The 16,285-nt window shown below is 70.2% G+C and carries 14 protein-coding genes and 1 pseudogene; 8 read left to right on the plus strand and 7 right to left on the minus strand.

Annotated elements, in window-relative coordinates; all coding sequences use genetic code 11:
* Positions 1–70 precede the first annotated feature (70 nt).
* The 3 genes from VJN29_RS18165 (at position 71) to VJN29_RS18175 (ending at position 4,266) form a co-directional block, all read left to right on the plus strand.
* The gene (locus VJN29_RS18165; protein WP_324145048.1) at positions 71–1,765 is read left to right on the plus strand and encodes a protein kinase domain-containing protein; all 1,695 of its coding nucleotides are present in this window, start codon (positions 71–73) and stop codon (positions 1,763–1,765) included.
* A 63-nt stretch (positions 1,766–1,828) separates the two neighbouring features.
* A complete protein-coding gene (locus VJN29_RS18170; protein ID WP_324145049.1) occupies positions 1,829–3,538 on the plus strand; it encodes a DUF885 domain-containing protein in 1,710 nt (569 codons plus the stop codon).
* Between the two features lie 74 nt (positions 3,539–3,612).
* A complete protein-coding gene (locus VJN29_RS18175) occupies positions 3,613–4,266 on the plus strand; it encodes a nucleoside triphosphate pyrophosphatase (RefSeq protein WP_324145050.1) in 654 nt (217 codons plus the stop codon).
* A 139-nt stretch (positions 4,267–4,405) separates the two neighbouring features.
* Here VJN29_RS18175 and VJN29_RS18180 read toward each other — a convergent pair whose 3' ends face one another.
* From VJN29_RS18180 to VJN29_RS18190, 3 genes are read right to left on the minus strand one after another with little or no spacing between them, the layout of a single operon-like run.
* Positions 4,406–5,713 carry a hypothetical protein gene (locus tag VJN29_RS18180; protein WP_324145051.1) on the minus strand — a complete coding sequence of 436 codons (1,308 nt, stop codon included), beginning with the start codon at positions 5,711–5,713 and terminating at the stop codon, positions 4,406–4,408.
* Complete coding sequence (locus tag VJN29_RS18185; RefSeq protein ID WP_324145052.1) at positions 5,667–7,280, minus strand: acyl-CoA carboxylase subunit beta; 1,614 nt, start codon at positions 7,278–7,280, stop codon at positions 5,667–5,669. The genes VJN29_RS18180 and VJN29_RS18185 overlap by 47 nt, the downstream gene beginning before the upstream one ends.
* Positions 7,281–7,311: 31 nt before the next feature.
* Positions 7,312–8,499 (minus strand): acyl-CoA dehydrogenase family protein, encoded by a 1,188-nt coding sequence (locus tag VJN29_RS18190; RefSeq protein WP_324145053.1) that lies wholly within the window; start codon positions 8,497–8,499, stop codon positions 7,312–7,314.
* Positions 8,500–8,604: 105 nt separating this feature from the next.
* On the opposite strand from VJN29_RS18190, the gene VJN29_RS18195 reads away from it, so the two are divergent.
* From VJN29_RS18195 to VJN29_RS18205, 3 genes are read left to right on the plus strand one after another with little or no spacing between them, the layout of a single operon-like run.
* On the plus strand, positions 8,605–9,081 hold the full coding sequence (locus VJN29_RS18195) for a MerR family DNA-binding transcriptional regulator (RefSeq protein WP_324145054.1): 477 nt from the start codon (positions 8,605–8,607) through the stop codon (positions 9,079–9,081).
* A 45-nt stretch (positions 9,082–9,126) separates the two neighbouring features.
* Positions 9,127–10,020 (plus strand): sulfurtransferase, encoded by an 894-nt coding sequence (locus VJN29_RS18200; protein WP_324145055.1) that lies wholly within the window; start codon positions 9,127–9,129, stop codon positions 10,018–10,020.
* Positions 10,017–10,478: a SufE family protein gene (locus VJN29_RS18205; protein ID WP_324145056.1), complete on the plus strand. Its 462-nt coding sequence runs from the start codon at positions 10,017–10,019 to the stop codon at positions 10,476–10,478. Before VJN29_RS18200 ends, VJN29_RS18205 begins: the two co-directional genes overlap by 4 nt.
* Positions 10,479–10,562: 84 nt before the next feature.
* Here VJN29_RS18205 and VJN29_RS18210 read toward each other — a convergent pair whose 3' ends face one another.
* Positions 10,563–11,429 carry a tryptophan 2,3-dioxygenase gene (locus VJN29_RS18210; RefSeq protein ID WP_324145057.1) on the minus strand — a complete coding sequence of 289 codons (867 nt, stop codon included), beginning with the start codon at positions 11,427–11,429 and terminating at the stop codon, positions 10,563–10,565.
* Between the two features lie 9 nt (positions 11,430–11,438).
* A complete protein-coding gene (locus VJN29_RS18215) occupies positions 11,439–11,963 on the minus strand; it encodes a DUF3806 domain-containing protein (RefSeq protein WP_324145058.1) in 525 nt (174 codons plus the stop codon).
* A 105-nt stretch (positions 11,964–12,068) separates the two neighbouring features.
* Between VJN29_RS18215 and VJN29_RS18220 the strand changes: the two genes are divergently transcribed.
* Positions 12,069–13,868 (plus strand): acetyl/propionyl/methylcrotonyl-CoA carboxylase subunit alpha, encoded by a 1,800-nt coding sequence (locus tag VJN29_RS18220; RefSeq protein ID WP_324145059.1) that lies wholly within the window; start codon positions 12,069–12,071, stop codon positions 13,866–13,868.
* 107 nt (positions 13,869–13,975) lie between these two features.
* On the opposite strand, the gene VJN29_RS18225 is transcribed toward VJN29_RS18220, so the two are convergent.
* Together VJN29_RS18225 and VJN29_RS18230 are read right to left on the minus strand one after the other, a co-directional pair.
* Positions 13,976–14,395 (minus strand): antitoxin, encoded by a 420-nt coding sequence (locus VJN29_RS18225; protein WP_324145060.1) that lies wholly within the window; start codon positions 14,393–14,395, stop codon positions 13,976–13,978.
* A 150-nt stretch (positions 14,396–14,545) separates the two neighbouring features.
* Complete coding sequence (locus VJN29_RS18230; RefSeq protein ID WP_324145061.1) at positions 14,546–15,946, minus strand: NAD(P)H-quinone dehydrogenase; 1,401 nt, start codon at positions 15,944–15,946, stop codon at positions 14,546–14,548.
* Between the two features lie 108 nt (positions 15,947–16,054).
* Between VJN29_RS18230 and VJN29_RS18235 the strand changes: the two are divergent.
* A pseudogene (locus VJN29_RS18235) lies at positions 16,055–16,285 on the plus strand (purine-nucleoside phosphorylase); the annotation flags it as partial.

The following is a 16,285-nucleotide window of genomic DNA, read 5'->3' on the forward strand; positions in this document are numbered from 1 at the left end:
GATATCACATCCGAGGCCGTAGTGGTCTAGCCTCTCTCCTTGTGCCATTCGAACCCCTGAAGACGTCGTGATGCTTGCAGGTCGCTACCAGCTGGAGTCCCGCATCGCCGCAGGAGGCATGGGCGAGGTCCATGTCGCCACGGATACGCGTCTCCACCGAAGGGTCGCCGTCAAGCTGCTGCGCGGGGAGCTCGCCGGCTCCGGCGACTTCATCGAGCGGTTCCGCCGCGAGGCGCTGATGTCGGCGCGCCTCACGCACCCTTCGGTGGCGCGGATTCTCGACTACGGCCAGGACGGGGCGACGCACTTCATCGTCATGGAGCTCGTCGAGGGCCGCGACCTGGCCAAGCTGCTCGCCGAGCGTGGGCGGATCCCGGCGCAGGAAGCCGCCCGGATGACCGCCCAGGTGTGCGATGCCCTCGGCGCGGCACACGAGGCTGGCTTCGTCCACCGGGACATCAAGCCGAGCAACGTCATCATCACGCCGGACGGCATGGTCAAGGTGACCGACTTCGGGATCGCCCGGGCGCTCGCTGGCTCGTCCCTGACGGAGACCGGCACGATCATGGGGACGGCGCAGTACGTCTCCCCCGAGATGGTGCGCGGTGAGCCGGCGAACGAGGCCTCCGACCAGTACTCGGTGGGCGTCCTCCTCTTCCAGATGGTCACCGGCACGGTGCCCTTCGACGGTGACTCCCTGGTGACCGTCGCACTGCGCCACCTCGACAGCGAGGTCCCCCGACCGAGCGCGCTCGTCCCGGACGTCCCGATCGCACTCGACGAGGTGGTGGCCCGAGCCACGGCCACCGACTCCCGCGACCGGTTCCCGGATGTCGCGGCAATGGCCGACGCGCTGCGCCAGGTCGCCGCGGCCAGGCCTGGCCAGAGTGCGCCGACGGCTCCCCTCCCCCGGCCGGACCAGCACCCCGCCACGAGCGTCCTCCCCGCCGCCACACACGCCCTCCCGAGCCCCCGGGCCACCGACTCCCAGGACCGCGCCGACGCCTCACGGGCGCCGCACCGCGGGCGCGCCCAGGCCTCGCGGACCTCTCACCCGGGCCGTTCCCGCGTGCGTTGGGTCGTCGCGGCCGTCGTGGCCGTCGTCATCGCGTCAGCGGCCACGCTGGCGCTGACCCGGGGCGACGAGCCGGTGGGCCCGCCTGCCGCGGCACCCTCGACCACGACCGAGGAGCAGCTGCAGACCGAGGACCCGGTCACTCCGGACGGTCCCGCCATGCCTCGCGATGCCGTCGGTCGCGAACGAGCCGATGTCGTCGACGAGCTCATCTCGCGGGGACTCAACGTCCGCTGGGCCCTCGTCCGGTCGGGCGCCCCCGAGGGCCAGGTCATCGGCACGTTCCCGCGGAAGGGCGAGGCCATGGTGCAAGGTCAGACCGCGGTCCTCGTCGTCAGTCGCGGCCAGCTGCCCGGCGGGGTCGAGCCAGTGGAGGTGCCCGAGGGCCTGGTGGGCGCGACAGCCGACGCCGCGACGACGGTCCTCAAGCGCGAGAACCTGCGCTACAGCACCGCCCCCGTTCCCTCCGCCGCCGCGCCAGGCACCGTCATCGGCAGCTGGCCCACGTCGGGCGAGGCCGCAACCGACGGCGTCGTCGTGCTCATCGTCGCCGCCGGTGACTCCGGTGGCTCGGGTGACTCGGGTGACTCCGGTGGCTCCGATGACTCGGGAGGCGAGGCTGACGACGCCAAGAAGGGCAAGAAGAAGAACACCGATGACGGCGGCGACGACCAGGCGGACGACAACTAGGACGCCACTCGGTCGTGGGGCACCCGGTGTCCGCAGGGCCACCGGCTGGGATACGTTCGATCGGTGACTGACACCACCACCTCCACCGAGGCGCCCCTCACGCGCCCCCAGACCGAGGTCGACCACCTCGCCGAGAAGTACTTCGACGCGATGGTCGAGCTCAGCCCGATCCAGGCCACCTACCTGGGCGTGCCGGGTCGCGAGGACGAGCTCGACGACCTGTCCCCTGCCGGCCACGCCGCCCACAGCGACCTGCGGCGCGCGACGCTCGCGGAGCTGGCGACGGCCACGCCGATGGACGACGTCGACCGGGTCACCATCGCCGCCTTGACCGACCGGCTGGAGCTGGCCGAGCAGCGCCACGCTGCAGGGCTCGATGAGATGGCCCTCAATGTGCTGGCCTCCCCCTTGCAGCTGGTGCGCGACATCTTCGACCTCATGCCCCAGGAGTCCGAGGCGCACTGGCAGACCTTCGCGGTCCGCATGTCCCGGATTCCAGCGGCCCTCGAGGGGTACCGGGAGTCGCTGCTGGCGGCCCGCGAGCGGGGCCTCGTCTCGCCGCGACGCCAGGTCGTCGCCTGTGCGGAGCAGTCGCGCGACCTGACGGCGGACGACGGCTACTTCGCCACCCTGCTCACCCGCGCGCAGACTGCCGACGGCCCCCTCGAAGGCAACGTCAAGGCCGAGCTGGCGGCCGCGGCGAACGTGGCGTCGGCGGCATACGGCACCATGGCTGACTGGCTGGAGCGGGAGCTGCTCCCGCACGCCCCGGAGGCCGACGCCTGCGGGCGGGAGCGCTACGCGCTCGAGTCGCGCTACTTCCTCGGCGCGACCGTCGACCTCGAGGAGACCTACGCGTGGGGCCAGCGGGAGGTCGCGAGTCTCCACGCCCAGATGATGGAGATCGCGGAGGGCCTCGAGCCGGGCGCCAGCGTCGCGCGAGCAGTCGAGGTCCTCGACAGCGACCCGACGTACCAGCTCCACGGCACGGACGCGCTCAAGTCGTGGATGCAGGAGCGCGCGGACGAGGTGATCCGCAACCTCACGGACGTCCACTTCGACATCCCCGAGCCGGTCCAGCGCATCGAGTGCATGATCGCTCCCACCCAGACCGGGGGCATCTACTACACCGGCCCGAGCGACGACTTCAGCCGGCCGGGACGCATGTGGTGGAGCGTCCCCAAGGGCAAGACCGAGTTCCTCACCTGGAACGAGCTGACGACCGTCTACCACGAGGGCGTCCCGGGCCACCACCTGCAGATCGCGCAGACCGTGTACCGGTCCGCACTGCTGAACAGGTGGCGCCGCCTCGAGTCGTTCACCTCGGGCCACGCGGAGGGTTGGGCGCTCTACGCGGAGCGCCTCATGGCTGAGCTCGGCTACATGGACGACCCCGGTAACCGCATGGGTTGGCTTGGCGGGCAGTCACTTCGAGCTGCGCGGGTCGTCATCGACATCGGCGTGCACTGTGGCTTCGAGGCGCCGGCGGAGGTCGGCGGTGGGGCGTGGGACTACGACAAGGCGTGGACCTACCTGACCCGCTACGGCTTCATGGACGAGAAGACGCTGCGCTTCGAGCTGAACCGTTACCTGGGCTGGCCGGGCCAGGCTCCCGCGTACAAGATCGGCGAGCGCCTGTGGCTCCAGCTGCGTGACGAGGTCAAGCGGCGTCAGGGGGACGCGTTCGACCTCAAGAGCTTCCACCGCCGGGCCCTCGACATCGGCGGGGTGGGTCTGGACACGTTGCGGGCGGCGGTGCTCGAGGAGTTCTGACCGCTTGACGCGCCGACGCGGCGCTGCCTTCGCGGGGCGGTGCCGTTCGCTGCCCGTGCCGTATCTTCCGTCGTATGCCGCTGAGCTCGCTGCCGCCCGACCGCCCCGTCCCGCTCGTGCTGGGTTCCGCCTCACCGGCGCGGCTCAAGACCCTGCGGGGCGCGGGCGTCGAGCCGACAGTCGTGGTGAGCGAGGTCGACGAGGACCGCGTGGTGGCCGAGGCGCTCGACCGGTACGGGCCGCTGGGGGCGGTCGACATCGCCCTGGTCCTGGCCCGGGCGAAGGCCGAGGACGTGGCGAGCCGCAACGAGTCGCCGGCGCTGGTCCTCGGCTGTGACTCCGTGCTCGAGCTCGACGGCGAGGTGCACGGCAAGCCCGCCACCACGGCGGAGGCGGTGGCGCGGTGGCGTCGGATGCGGGGTCGGACCGGGGTCCTGCACACCGGCCACTGGCTCGTCGACGACCGCGACTCCGGTGGCGCGACGATCGGGGCGGTCGCCTCGACGACGGTCCACTTCGCCCGGATCTCCGATGAGGAGATCGACGCCTACGTCGCGACGGGCGAGCCGCTGCAGGTGGCGGGCGCCTTCACCATCGACGGCCTCGGTGGAGCCTTCGTCGCCGGGATCGAGGGCGACCACCACAACGTGGTCGGGTTGTCGCTGCCGCTGCTGCGAGACCTGCTGGCAGATGCCGGCGTCGGCTGGTTCGACATCGTCACCAGCTGACCCCGGGGCATCCGCTGACCCGGCAAGCCGTCCGGCAATCGAGTGAACAGCTTTCGGGCGGAGCGGCTTCGCCGAGGGGTCCGAAAGCTGTTCACTCGATGGGGACACAGCCCCCGCCCGGCAACACGCGCCATCTCGGCTAGGGGTAGAGGTCGTCGGCGAGGTTCTTGATGACGAGGTAGTTCTCCAGCCACCACCACATCTGGATGGCGCCGACGATGACGATGGCGCCGAGGATCCAGTAACGCCACCGGCTCCACCACCGCAGCTTGAGGAACCACGCGATGATGAGCGTCATCGGGAAGGCCAGCAGCGCGTAGCGGACCCGGCTCGGCGTCGTGCTCGTCACGAGCAGGATGTAGCCCGGATAGGCCCCGGCCCAGCCCCAGATCTCGGGTCCCCAGCGCCACGAGTGCTTCGAGAGCATGAACCAGGTGAAGGCCGCCACTGCGAGGATGCCGAGGCCCTGTCCGACGACGCCCCAGTAGGTGTAGAGCAGGTTCCACCACATGTAGAGCTTGACCTTCGTCTGGATGTTCCAGGCGAGCATCGTCTGGTTGTACGCGTCCGGGGTCTGCGTGACCACCGAGACGATCGTCGGCCACAGCAACGTGAGCACTCCGGCCCACGCCGCCAGCGCCACCATTCCCCAGCGGAAGCGGACCGGGTGCGGGCCTTCGTCCCCTTGGCGCCAGCGGACCACGGCGTGCGCGATGATGACCGGCACCATGGCGATGACGACGTTGCGCGTCAGGGCCAGCACGACGAGCAGGACGGCCACCCACCAGTACCGCCTGGCCCGCAGCAGCAGCAGGATCGCCACGACCAGGAGCAGGGCGGCCGACTCGGTGTACGCGGCCGAGAACACCGGCGAGGCGATGTAGAAGCAGGTGGCCACGACCGCGACGATGGCCTCCCAGCGACCGACGGCTTGGTCAATGAGCTTGAAGAGCAGGAACATCGCGGCGAACCCGACGAGGGTCGAGAGCACCGGACCGACGACGACGAACGGCAGTCCCGTGACCGTCATGATCGCCCCGACGGTGAGCGGGAAGACGGGGAAGAACGCCCAGGGGTTCATGTCGATGCCGCCGTGGCCGACTCGTGGCAGGACCCGTGGGTAGCCTTCCTCGGCGATGACGCGGTACCACTGCCCGTCCCAGTTCGTCATCGCGGCGAGATAGCCCGGGTCGGCCGGCAACGGGTACGAGATGCGGATGCGCTCCAGCCCGATGGGCAACGCGATCTGGCCCTTGGCCAGCAGGATGCCGGCAATGAGGACGTAGATCCGCGAGATCGCGTAGACGGCGACCGGGAACCAGAACCCGAAGCGGCGCCACCAGACGGCCCGCGCCTCGGCCTCGTGATCGACGCGCTCGAGCCGCTCCGCCAGCCGCGGCTCAGACCGGCGGGACTGAGCGGCGTCGTTCGCTGAAGTGACGGTCACGCCGGGCAGCATAGGCCAGCCGGCGAACGAGGTCCGCACGCAGCTCGTCCGCCTCGATGATCGAGTCCAGCACGAGATCCGCGGCGAGCCGCTCGATGTCGACGTCCTCCTCGTACTCGGCGCGGCGCGCGGCCACGAAGGCGTCGCGTGCTTCGGGCCCGTCAGCCGCCTCGACCTGCGCGATCTTGTTCGCGTACACGGCGTTGACCGCGGCCTCCGGTCCCATCACCGCGATCCGGGCCGTCGGCAGGGCGATTGTCGCGTCCGGTCCGAAGCCCGGGCCGGCCATGGCGTAGAGGCCGGCTCCGTAGGCCTTGCGGACGACCACGCAGAACTGTGGCACGGTCGCAGAGGACACCGCGCTGACCATCTTCGCGCCGTGCCGGATGATGCCCCCGCGCTCCACCTCGGACCCGATCATGAAGCCGGGGACGTCCGCGAGATAGATGAGCGGGATGTTGAAGGCGTCGCAGAGCCAGATGAAACGGGTGGCCTTGTCCGCGCTGTCGGTGAAGAGGACGCCGCCCTTGACCATCGAGTTGTTCGCGACGATGCCGACCGTCTCACCGTCCATCCGACCGAAGCCGATGACGAGCTCGCCGGCCCAGAGCGGCTTGACCTCGAAGAACGACTCCTCGTCGACGAGCCCGTCGATCACGGTGTGGATGTCGAAGGGCACGGACTCGCGCTCCGGGACGGTGTGCTTCGTGAGGGGCGCCGACGGCTCCTCGGCGTGGTAGCTCGGCGGCCGGTCACGCCACGTTCCGGGCACGTAGGAGAAGTACAGCTTGGCCAGCTCGATCGCCTCGACGTCGTCCTGGGCGAGCAGGTCCCCGACTCCGGAGACCGTGCAGTGCATCCGGGCACCGCCCATCTCCTCGAGGGTGACCTTCTCGCCCACGACCATCTCGGCCATGCGCGGGCTGCCCAGGTACATGGAGGCATTGCCCTCGACCATGACGATCAGGTCGCAGAAGCTCGGGATGTACGCGCCTCCCGCGGCGGACGGCCCGAAGAGGCAGCAGATCTGCGGCACCTTGCCGGAGAGCGCAACCTGGTTGTGGAAGATCCGACCGGCGCCTCGGCGGCCCGGGAACATCTCGACCTGGTCGGTGATGCGGGCCCCGGCGGAGTCGACGAACCAGAAGACCGGCAGCTCCTCGCGCAGGGCCATCTCGGTGGCGCGCACGATCTTCTCGACCGTGCGGCTGCCCCATGAGCCCGCCTTGACGGTCGGGTCGTTGGCGATGACGATCGCGGGCCGGCCATCCACGGTTCCCCGACCGGTCACCACGCCATCGGCCGGCAGGCCCGGCGAAAGGGCGTTGGCGTACCGGCCGTCCTCGACGAAGGACCCGTCGTCGAAGAGCAACGCGATCCGGTCGCGGACATAGATCTTGCCCTGCGCATCGAGCTTCGCCTGGGCCTTCTCCGGCGCCTGCGCCGATGCGGCCCAGGCCGCGTTGAGGCGCGCGCGGACGTCGGCGACGCGCTCGTCGTCGTGGACGCCGTCACGGAGGGAGTCCGACGCGAAGGGGGCCGGGGCTGGGAGGTCACTCAGCGGCATACGGCCCATCCTGCCTGTTGATCCGCACGGCTCAGGACTGCGGGAGGCCGAGACCGCGCGCGATGAGCATGCGCTGGACCTCCGACGTGCCCTCGCCGATCTCGAGGATCTTTGCGTCCCGGTAGAACCGCGCCACGGGGAACTCCTCCATGAAGCCGTTGCCGCCGAACACCTGGGTGGCGATGCGCGTCGCCGACACGGCGGCCTCCGTCGAGTAGAGCTTGGCGATCGCGGCGGCGTGCTTGACCTCCTTGACGGAGCGGCGCCCCTCGTGGAGCTCGTCCTTGAGCCAGGCAGCCTTGTACGTGAGGGTCCGAGCGGCCTCGACCATGACGGCCAGGTCGGCGAGCTTGAAGGAGACGCCCTGGTTGACGCCGATGGGCCTGCCGAACGCGATGCGGGTCCTGGCGTAGTCGGTGGCGAGCTCCAGGCAGGCCTGCGCACAGCCCACCGCGAGGGCGGAGATGGCGATGCGGCCGTCGTCGAGGGTCTTGAGGAACTGCTTGAAGCCCTCGCCCTCCTCGCCGAGCAGGTTCTCGATGGGGACCCGGCAGTCCTCGAAGGTGAGACCGTGGGTGTCGGACACGTGCCAGCCGAGCTTGTGGTACGCGGGCTCCACGGTGAAGCCCGGCGTGCCCGACGGGACCATGATCGCGGAGATCCGGGCGGTCCCGTCCTCGTTGGTGCCGGTCCGGGCGGTCACCGTCACGACCGACGTGATCTCCGTGCCGGAGTTCGTGATGAACGCCTTGGCGCCGTTGATGACCCACTCGTGGCCGTCCCGCGCGGCACGAGTCCTGGTTGCCGCCGCGTCGGAGCCGGCCTCCGGCTCGGTCAGTCCGAAGCCGGCAAGCGCCCGGCCGGCCACGAGGTCTGGCAGGAAGCGCTGCTTCTGCTCGTCGTTGCCGTAGGTGAGGATCGGGTTGATGCCGAGGCCGACCCCGGCGGACAGCGTGATCCCGATGGACTGGTCGACCCGGCCGAGCTCCTCGATGGCCACGCAGAGGCTGGTGAAGTCGCCCTGGCCCTCGCCGGCGCTGCCCCCGTACTCCTCCGGCACGACGAGACCGAAGAGGCCGAGCTCGCCCATCTTGGGGACGAGATCGGCTGGGAAGTGGCTCTCCGCGTCCCACTTCGCGATGTTGGGGGCGACCTCCTTCTCAGCGAAGTCGCGGACGACCTTGCGGAAGTCCTCGTGCTCCTGGCTCAGCTCGAACATGTCTGTCCTTCCACGACTACCCGGCCACGCGGGTCTTTCGGGGGCAGTCGGGGGCGGAGCCCCTGACGGTTGACGCTTACGTAAACGTAAAGCATGATCACTCCCATGACAAGTGGCCGGACGTGGACGATTGCCCAGATCGCCGACGAGTTCGGCGTGACGCACCGCGCCGTCCGCCACTACGAGGACCTGGGCCTCATCACCCCTGAGCGGCGGGGGACCCAGCGCATCTACCACCGGCGGGACCGGACCCGGCTCAACCTCGTCCTGCGCGGCAAGCGGCTGGGGTTCCCGCTCGAGGAGATCCGCACCATCATCGACCTGTTCGACGCACCGCGGGGCCGCCGCGCCCAGCTCGAGTACGTGCTCGGCCAGATCGACGCGCGCCGAGCCGACCTCGAGCAGCGGCTCAAGGACGTCCAGGACGCGATCGGCGAGCTCGGCGAGTTCGCCGAGCGGTGCCGGTCCGACCTGGACCGCCTCGACGGCTCCCATGGCCTCGACGGCCTCGACGGTCCCGACGGCCCCGACAGCGCGGAACCGAGCCGCTCGAGGGGCATCAAGCAAAAGCAAGCGTTATGACCACCCCCTGTCTCGCGTTCGGCTGGCCGTGACACCATGGACACCATGACTGTCGAGGACACGACGCCGGTGGAGACGAAGATCGCGGCCTACGCGCACCCTGAGCGACTGGTCACCACGGAGTGGCTCGCCGAGCAGATCGAGGCGGGACGGCTCGGCGGCCCCGACGGCATCGCCCTGCTCGAGTCCGACGAGGACGTCCTGCTCTACGACACCGGCCACATCCCGGGAGCCCTCAAGATCGACTGGCACCTCGACCTCAACGACCCGGTCGCGCGCGACTACGTCGGCGGGGCCCGCTTCGCCGAGGTCATGGGCTCACGCGGCATCTCACGGCACACGACGGTCGTCATCTACGGCGACAAGTCGAACTGGTGGGCGGCCTACGCGCTGTGGGTGCTCAGCCTGTTCGGGCACGACGACGTCCGGCTGCTCGACGGGGGCAGAGCGAAGTGGATCGCCGAGGGTCGCGAGCTGACGCGCGAGGTGCCGACGCCGAGGCCGGCCAGCTATCCGGTCGCCGAGCGCGACGACGCCCCGATCCGCGCCTTCAAGGACGAGGTCCTGGACCACATCGGCAAGCCGATGGTCGATGTCCGCTCCCCCGGCGAGTACTCCGGCGAGCTGCTCCACATGCCGGACTATCCGCAGGAGGGCGCGATGCGCGGCGGCCACATCCCCGGCGCGAAGTCCGTTCCCTGGGCCCGCGCCGCCAACGACGACGGCACCTTCAGGTCCCGCGAGGAGCTCGAGGACATCTACCTTCGCGAGCAGGGGCTCGCCACCGACGATGACGTCGTCGCCTACTGCCGCATCGGGGAGCGCTCGTCGCACACGTGGTTCGTCCTCACCCACCTGCTCGGCTTCGAGTCGGTGCGCAACTACGACGGTTCCTGGACGGAGTGGGGCAACGCCGTGCGCGTGCCCATCGAGAGGTGACGAGCACCGATCTTTCAGGGCTGCCCACATCGTTGGCGGAGATCGCGGACGACTTCCGGGCGGCGACCAACGACCTCAAGCTGCAGCTCCTGCTGGAGTTCAGCGACGACCTGCCGGATCTGCCCGAGCGCTACCAGGGCCAGCTCGACAAGCTCGAACGGGTCGACGAGTGCCAGACTCCGCTGTTCCTCATCGTCGAGGTCGACGACGGTGAGTCGCTCACAGACCGCAGCGTCCACCTCTTCTTCGACGCGCCTTCGGAGTCCCCGACGACCCGAGGCTTCGCCGGGATCCTCCACGAGGGCCTCGACGGCCTCACGGCGGCGGAGGTCCTCGCCGTCCCCGAAGACGTGCCCATGCGGTTCGGCCTCGCGGAGGCGGTCTCTCCGCTGCGGCTCCGCGGGATGGCGGCGATGCTCGCCCGCATCAAGCGGCAGGTGCGTGCCAAGACCAGCTGACCAAGGCGACAGACTTGGTGTGCCGCTGAGCCCGCTCTCGTGCAAGAGCGAGCCCAGCGGCATACCACCTCACAAGGCAGGTGCTCAGCTGCCGATCCGGGTGCGGACCTCGTAGAGCTCGGGGAAGAAGGTCAGGTCGAGGGCGCGTCGGAGGAAGGCGACACCGGTCGAGCCGCCCGTGCCGGTCTTCTGCCCGATGGTGCGTTGGACCACCTGCAGGTGCCGGAACCGCCACTGCTGGAAGTTGTCCTCGATGTCGACCAGCTCCTCGCACGTCTCGTAGACGCCCCAGTGGTCGTGCGGAGCGGCATAGACCGCTGCGAAGACGTCGACGAGGCCCTCGTGGTGGACGTAGGGCTGGGACCAGTCGCGGTCGAGCAGCTCCCCGGGGACGGCATGGCCGCGGCGGGCGAGGTAGGCGAGGAATCCGTCGTAGAGGCTCGGCTCGTGCAGCAGGGTCCGCAGCTCGGACTGCGCCTTCGGGTCGTGGCCGAAGACCTCGACCATGTCGGCGTTCTTGTTGCCGAGGAGGAACTCCACCTCGCGGTACTGCGCCGACTGGAAGCCGGAGCTCGAGGCGAGGAAAGGCCGGATCTCGGCGTACTCACTCGGCGTCAGCGTCGCGAGCACGGACCACTGGTCGGTCAACGTGTGCTGGATGTGCTTGACGCGAGCGAGCCGCTTGAGCGCAGGGGCGAGGTCGTCCCGCCCGAGCAGCGTTCGCGCGGACCGCAGCTCGTGGACGAGCAGCTTGAGCCACAGCTCCGAGGTCTGGTGCTGGATGATGAAGAGCAGCTCGTCGTGCTGGGGAGGATCGCTGAGGGGCTGCTGTGCGGAGAGCAGCAGGTCCAGGCGCAGGTAGTCCCCGTAGGACAGCTTGCGGCGGAAGTCGCGCCTGATCCCACCCTCGAGGTCCCGTTTGCTCCGTGAGTCAGCAGCGTTGGTGCCCATGGTCGGATCCTAGGTGTCATTCCGTGGACGCACGGCGCGGGGGCGGAGGGTGACGAGGTGCCCGACGACGCCCGGGATCCATCCCGTCTCCTCCCGCATCCAGCGGGCGCTGACGAGGTTGTGGGGAACGATGACGGTCTCGCCACGCGCGTCCCTGAGGCCGAGGTCGGTCCCGAAGACGTCGGTGACGACGGCCCAGCTTCTTGTGCTGTGGCGGACGAGGTGCTCCCCGATGGCGATGCCGAACAGCTCCACGACCTCCGCGGCGCTCTGCCCGGCACCGCCGCGGTGCTCGGCGAACGCGAGGTCGTAGGCGGCGCCGACGGCCCCGAGGTCGTCGACGTCGATGCCTCTTTGGGCGAGTGCGGCCAGACCCCTGGCGATCCGTGATCGCTCCGCCTCCGACAGGGGCGCCGAGACCGGGCGGCCGTCCTCCGGCAGCTCGACGGGTGGTCCTTCCCCGGCGGCGGCCTCGGGTGGGGCACCATCCGCCCCAGTGCGCTTCTCCCTGCTCCTGCGCGAGAAGAGACCCATGACGCCAACGTACGCCCAGGTGTGTGCCGGACCTCACTCCGGGTTGGCGCGGAATGCCCAGGACGGCACATTTGGCGGCGACGCCGAGGCGCTAAAGTCCCACGCATGGCTTCCATCAGCAAGGTCCTGATCGCTAACCGTGGTGAGATCGCAGTGCGCATCGCGCGAGCCTGCAGGGACTCAGGGATCGGGTCGGTGGCGGTCTACGCCGAGCCGGATCGGGACGCCTTGCACGTCAAGGTCGCTGATGAGGCCTACGCCCTCGGTGGGTCGACCCCGGCCGACAGCTACCTGGTTCAGGAGAAGCTGATCGACGTCGCCAAGCAGGCAGGCGCGGACGCGGTCCACCCCGGTTACGGCTTCCTCGCCGAGAACGCCCACTTCGCGCAGGCCGTGATCGACGCCGGCCTCACCTGGATCGGCCCCGGGCCCGACGCCATCGACGCGCTGGGCGACAAGGTCAAGGCGCGGCACATCGCCACGAAGTCGAACGCCCCCCTCGTCCCCGGCACCAAGGACCCGGTGTCCGGACCGGACGAGGTGGTGGCCTTCGCGAAGGAGCACGGGCTCCCCGTCGCGATCAAGGCGGCCTACGGCGGCGGTGGCCGCGGCCTCAAGGTGGCCCGCACCATCGAGGAGATCCCGGACCTCTACGAGTCCGCGGTGCGCGAGGCCGTGACGGCGTTCGGCCGCGGCGAGTGCTTCGTCGAGCGCTTCCTCGACAAGCCGCGCCACGTCGAGACCCAGTGCCTGGCCGACCACCACGGCAATGTCGTGGTCGTCTCGACTCGCGACTGCTCGCTCCAGCGCCGCAACCAGAAGCTGGTCGAGGAGGCCCCGGCCCCGTTCATCTCCGAGGCGCAGCACGCCGAGCTGGTCCGCGCCTCGAAGGCGATCCTGCGCGGGGCCGGCTATGTCGGCGCCGGCACGTGCGAGTTCCTCGTCGGACAGGACGGAGCGATCAGCTTCCTCGAGGTCAACACCCGTCTCCAGGTGGAGCACCCGGTCACCGAGGAGGTCACCGGCATAGACCTCGTCCGGGAGCAGTTCAGGATCGCGGCGCGTGAGCCGCTGACCTTCACCGACCCCGAGCCCCACGCGCACTCGATCGAGTTCCGGATCAACGGGGAGGACGCGGGCCGCGGCTTCCTGCCTGCCCCCGGCACCGTGTCGCGCATGGTGGTCCCGCAGGGTCCCGGGGTGCGCTGGGACGCCGGCCTCGTCGAGGGCGACACCGTCGCCGGCGCGTTCGACTCGATGATCGCCAAGCTCATCGTCACCGGTCGTGACCGGACCCAGGCCATCGAGCGGGCCCGGCGAGCCTTGGACGAGCTCGAGATCGAGGGCATGCCGACCGTGACGCCGTTCCACCGCGCCGTCGTCGCCGACGAGGCGTTCGCACCCTCGGACGGGTCGCCGTTCACCGTGCACACCCGCTGGATCGAGACGGAGTTCGACAACACGATCGAGCCGTATGCCGCTGGGCTCGCTGCCGCCGACGGCGCGGATGAGGACGTGGCTGAGCGACAGACGATCGTCGTCGAGGTCGGCGGCAAGCGACTGGAGGTGTCCCTGCCGGGTGGGCTGTCCCTCGGTGGCGGCGGCGGTGCCGGCACGGCGAAGAAGAAGGCGCCGAAGCGCTCCGGTGGCAGCCGGGGCGGTGCCGCGGCGTCGGGCGACTCGCTCACCGCGCCGATGCAGGGCACCATCGTCAAGATCGCCATCGAGGAGGGCGCAACGGTCGCGGAGGGCGATCTCGTCATCGTCCTCGAGGCGATGAAGATGGAGCAGCCGATCAACGCGCACAAGTCCGGTGTCGTCACCGGCCTCAAGGCGGCCGTCGGAGAGACCGTCACGTCCGGCTCGGTCCTCGCCGAGATCAAGGACGCCGAATCCGAAGCCTGACCCGCCCCGGCCCCCACAGCAACACGCCGAATACCTTGCAACACACCGGGATCCGGGGCCGGTGTGTTGGAAGGTACTCGGCGTGTTGCGTGTTTGACCGGGTTTGGTCAGCGTGAGGGCGGCGCCGGCGGCGGGTCGCCGAGGGTGACGTCGCCCTCGGACGGCACGTCCGGAAGTGCGCCGCCGCTCTCGGCCGTTCCCGTGCCCGCGCCGGTTGGTCCGGCCTCGGTGGGCGTGGGCGTCGGTGTCGGGCCCTCCGAGGGCACGGGCGCGGGTCCCGGTGACGGAGCGGGCTCCGGTGACGGCACGGTCTCCGGTGACGGCACGGGCTCCGGTGCGGTCGTGGCCTCGGCCTCGGGAGGCAGCCCCAGCTGCTCGCTCACCATGTCCGAGCCCTTGTCGACGTGCTCGGCATACTTCCCGCCGGTCCGCTCGTTGACCATGTCTTCTGCCTTCTCCAGGGCGTCCCTCGCCTTGTCCGGGTTGCCCCTGATGAAGTCCTTCGCCTTGTCGATCCAGCTGCTCATCGCTTCTCCCCTGGTGATGGGTACCCCTGCTGTCCCGACGCTACGCCTCCAGCCCACCTCCGGCGTGTGCGCCCCGCCGGAACAGCTCGGCTGGCCGCACGCCACAGCGAGCTTCGGCCGCGGGAGGGCGCGGAGCCGGAGCCCGAGGGCTCACTCCGGTTGATGCAGCTGCCGGGCGGCCTCCGCGATGGAGCCGGACAGCGAGGGATAGACGGTGATGGTGCTCGCCACCTGGTCGACGTTGAGCCGGTTCTGGACGGCGAGGGCGACGGGATGGATCAGCTCCGAGGCCTTCGGCGCGACGATGACCCCGCCGAGCACCGTCCCGTAGCCGGTGCGGCAGAAGAGCTTGACGAGGCCGTCGGTGATGCCCTGCATCTTGGCCCGAGGGTTCCGCGCGAGCGGCAGCATCACCGACTGCACGTCATGCGCCTCGTCGGCAGCAACCTGTCCGATGCCGACCGTGGCGATCTCCGGCTCGGTGAAGATCGTGGCCGCTACCCCGCGGACGTTGAGCGGCGTGACGGCGTCTCCCAGCGCGTGCCACATGGCGATCCGGCCCTGCATCGCCGCGACGGAGGCGAGAGGCAGCACGCCGGTGCAGTCCCCTGCGGCGTAGATGCCCGGCACCGACGTCCGCGACACCCGGTCGACCTGGATGTGCCCCGAGGCGCTCAGCTCGACCCCGAGCTGCTCGAGGCCGATGCCGCCGGTCGCAGGGACGGAACCGACGGCGAGCAGGGCGTGGCTGCCCTCGACCGTGCGGCCGTCCTCGAGGCGCACGACGACCCCGGAGACAGTCCGCTCCACCCCCGCCGCGCGAGACCTGCTGAGCACCTCCATCCCGCGCTTGCGGAAGACCTCCTCGATGACGGTCGCAGCGTCGGCGTCCTCCCCCGGGAGCACCCGGTCCCGTGACGAGACGAGCACCACCTCGGAGCCCAGGCCGAGGAAGGCCTGGGCCAGCTCCGCGCCGGTGACACCCGAGCCGATGACCACGATGCGCTGCGGCAGGTCGGTGAGCGAGTAGATCTGCTGCCACGTCAGGATGCGTTCCCCGTCCGGGACGGCCGAGGGCAGGACCCGTGGTGTCGCTCCGGTTGCGACGAGGACGACGTCGGCGGCGATCTCCTCCGTCCGGCCGTCCGTCTCCGCGGTGACCCGGCCCCGGGCGGCGACGCGCCCGGTGCCCTCGATGATGCGGACGCCGGCGTGCTCGAGGCTGTGATGGATGTCGGCGCTCTGCGCCGCCGCCAGGTCGAGGATCCGCTCGTTGACGGTCCGGGGTTGCGCGATGACGTCGTCGACGACGTCCCCCTCGTGGTCGGTGAGTCGGACGCCGAGCCCTCCGGCCACCTCGAAGTCGGACATGTAGTCGGCCGTCGCGATCAGGGCCTTGCTCGGCACGCAGTCGGTGAGCACCGCAGCGCCGCCGAGCCCGAGCCTCTCGATGATGGTGACGTTCGCGCCGAGCTGGGCACCGACGAGCGCGGCCTCGTAGCCACCGGGGCCGCCACCGACGATGACAACCGTCGTCTCTCGCGTGATCACCTGCCCATCCAACCACCGACAGGGCCGTATGCCGCTGAGTCGGCTTCCAGCCCAACGCCGCCATCCGCTTCGAGCCGCCCCGTCGAGGGACGTCGCTAGAGTCTCATCGTGAGCACACCCGCCATCGACCTCAATGACCCCGACACCGACCCGTTCGAGGTGGCTGAGCAGGCTGCAGCCGTCATCGCGGAGCGGACCGGAGCCGCTCGTCACGACGTGGCCCTCGTCCTCGGCTCGGGCTGGCGACAGGCAGGCGACCTGATCGGCGAAACGGTGGCCACGGTGGACAATGCCGACGTCCCGGGCTTCTACGCAGCCGCCGTCGAGGGCCACTCGAGG

Origin of the sequence: Intrasporangium sp., assembly GCF_035280925.1 — a bacterium.
Classification (GTDB): Bacteria; Actinomycetota; Actinomycetes; order Actinomycetales; family Dermatophilaceae; genus Intrasporangium.